2 protein-coding genes and 2 pseudogenes are annotated in these 2,521 nt (G+C 37.2%); 2 read left to right on the plus strand and 2 right to left on the minus strand.

Annotated features, from left to right (window positions below):
- Both ACFIKB_RS09050 and ACFIKB_RS09055 read left to right on the plus strand, forming a co-directional pair.
- A pseudogene (locus ACFIKB_RS09050) lies at positions 1-161 on the plus strand (baseplate assembly protein); the annotation flags it as partial.
- Positions 161-1,078 (plus strand): annotated as a pseudogene (locus tag ACFIKB_RS09055) (phage tail protein); the annotation flags it as partial. The pseudogenes ACFIKB_RS09050 and ACFIKB_RS09055, both read left to right, overlap by 1 nt.
- Before the next feature lie 168 nt (positions 1,079-1,246).
- Here the strand turns inward: ACFIKB_RS09055 and ACFIKB_RS09060 are convergent.
- Positions 1,247-1,570, minus strand: a complete 324-nt coding sequence (locus tag ACFIKB_RS09060) for a helix-turn-helix domain-containing protein (RefSeq protein WP_015856199.1) — start codon at positions 1,568-1,570, stop codon at positions 1,247-1,249.
- 1 nt (position 1,571) lies between these two features.
- Entirely contained in the window at positions 1,572-1,922 is a 351-nt protein-coding gene (locus ACFIKB_RS09065) for a type II toxin-antitoxin system RelE/ParE family toxin (protein WP_041581387.1), read from the minus strand.
- Positions 1,923-2,521: the final 599 nt, after the last annotated feature.

The following is a 2,521-nucleotide window of genomic DNA, read 5'->3' on the forward strand; positions in this document are numbered from 1 at the left end:
TTGGGCGTGATTTGTCTTTAAGTTGGATACTAAGCCGCTTGATGGTTGAGGGCGTTCACCATGTGAACATAACGCACCCCTTTGAGGATATTTTGGTCGCACCTGATGAAGCAGTCGCTTTGGGGGATATTGTTTTGTCTGAACGGGGGCGTGCTTATTGATGCTTTCCTCACTTTTGCCACCGAATTCGAGCTTACTTGAACGCTGTTTTGCAGAAGCAATGGCTTTTGACCCTCACGTTAAAACTACACTCGAAGAAATACCTCGCGCGAAATTTATCACGCGTCCGCCTTCTTGGTTGCCCTTTTTAATAGACGAATATGGCTTACAAGAATTAAACCCTTATTTTTCTAGCCTTTATGATTTAATTGATCAGGGTCTTGCATGGCAAAATATTCGCGGCTCCCTTGCTGCAATAGAGATGGGGCTTGAATGGCTAGGGATTTCGGCACGCTTTCAACCCGCATGGACGGGGCGGGCATGGTGGAATTCCTTTCAACTTGATTTTGATCAGTTGCCTGAACGGAAAAGCCTTGAAGCTATTGAAGCAATCACTGACCTTTCCAAAAGTTTGCGCTCTGATTTTCGTCGAGGGACCTATGGTTATGATGTTCAAGCCATGGAAGGCAATATGTCACGCCTTGATGACAGCATGTTGGAGTATGAAAGTGGTGTTAGCTTAACAGCTGGGGGCACTTTGTTTTCCTTTGGGCGCACAACAGAGATAGAGCACGTTCTCTTAAGAGAAGAAGGCAGGCTTATTGGTAATTGGATAGATGATGGGGATGAAGAGTTAAGCTGGGACCAAATCGATTACCCATGGGACATGGCAAATTTTCCGTGGTGTTCGGTCAAAAAACATGAACGCGATATGCTGATGGCAGAGTGGTTTCATGGTCGCACGCTTTATCTCGTGTTAAGAGACAGCCAAGATGGCGTGATTGGGTATCAAAGATGCTATGCTGTAGCGCCTGTCGAACAGGTTTTAGAGGGTGTTTACAACCATTGCGGAAACAGATTTAATCCCTCCCCAACAGGCACTCTGTTGTTTCTTGCTGCCCGCACAGACTTTCGCGATGATAATAACGCATTATATATAAAAACACAATAAAGTCAATAGTTTGTGTGCAATTGTTTTATAAGAATCCACTTAAGAATCCACACTTTTATGCATGATTCATTTGACCATTTTTTATATAAGATTGCCATGTATGAATAGACTATAAAAAGCAAATCATAAAGAAGTTTAAGAAGAAAAAACAACTTCAAAATGTCCTTCAAGCGTTTTAACTTCTTTCGGATTAACAATAATCTTGATATCGTTTCCCAATTTTGCCAAACACTCAAGCATTTTCATTTCACTAATTCCTCGAAATTCTCCACTTAAGAGTTTAGACAATTTGGGTTGAGTCATTTTCAAAAGTTGACTAGCCTGTTTTTGTGTTAAGTTCTTTTCTTTAAGAATTTGACTAATCTTATGAGCAAGTTGCGCTTTGATAAGCATCTCTCTGGAATCTGAAAAGCCAAGATCCGCATAAACATTGGAACTACCGTGAAAAACATTGATCATTTTAATTCCCTTCTAATTGTTCTGCTAACTTGAGACGTTCTTTGATCAGATTAATGTCTGGTTTTGGTGTTGCAATGCCACGGGTCGATTTTTTCTGAAAACAATGCAACACATAAAGAGATTTTTTATATTGTATCGTATAAACAGCGCGATAAGTTCCTTGAATATCGCGTTCAATAATTTCTAGAACATTGGCAGATCCAAACCCCTTGAGAACCTTAACATTTTCTCCTCTATCTCCTATCTGAGCAAGATAAAGAGCATAACCAATCCTTTGTTGAATAAGATCAGGAAGACTTTTTATATCTTTGAGTGAAGAACCAAGCCATATGATACGTTTTATTTTACTCATGATTATTAATATACCCATATGGGTATATTTTCAAGTGGTTATTTTAATTTTGTGATTTTTTTATAACTATTATTAATAAAATTGACTTGATAAAAATGGTAACAAAAAACCATAATTGTTTATTTGTTTTATGAAAAGCTGCTTTTAAAAACCAATGCTCGTAAATGTAAAAAGAACGTTTTTTACAGATATTTATTGAATATGCATGTTTTTTTGATTGGATTGTTAAAGCTACCGAGCGTTTATAGGCTCTCTTATTCAAATGAGTGATTAAAGATCATATGCATCATTTACGTTCCTTTTGATAAGTTTTCATATCTCTAATAGAGCGCTTGCAATATGATACGTTTTGTATATATGCACTGATTACTCCATGTGGATGATTCATTTTAATCATTAGAATAGACATTTGAAAGCCGCGTCATATCACTTGGCACGGCTTTTTTTTATTTTACTCTCTCTTTTATGATATGTTTATAGCAATGCATTTTAATAGCAATGCATTTTATATGCGTTTATAATCATAAAGAATGCACGCCCCATGCGTGTTTTTATTCTGTTTTATCAGTTATATTGACAACATTATCCCTTTCATAAAC

It is taken from the genome of Bartonella sp. MR110HLJHH, from assembly GCF_042194225.1.
Taxonomy (GTDB): domain Bacteria; phylum Pseudomonadota; class Alphaproteobacteria; order Rhizobiales; family Rhizobiaceae; genus Bartonella; species Bartonella grahamii.

Bases quoted from the DNA above. Each gene is read 5' to 3' on its own strand.
- ACFIKB_RS09060 (WP_015856199.1), bottom strand. From the start codon at position 1,570: ATGATCAATGTTTTTCACGGTAGTTCCAATGTTTATGCGGATCTTGGC.
- ACFIKB_RS09065 (WP_041581387.1), bottom strand. From the start codon at position 1,922: ATGAGTAAAATAAAACGTATCATATGGCTTGGTTCTTCACTCAAAGAT.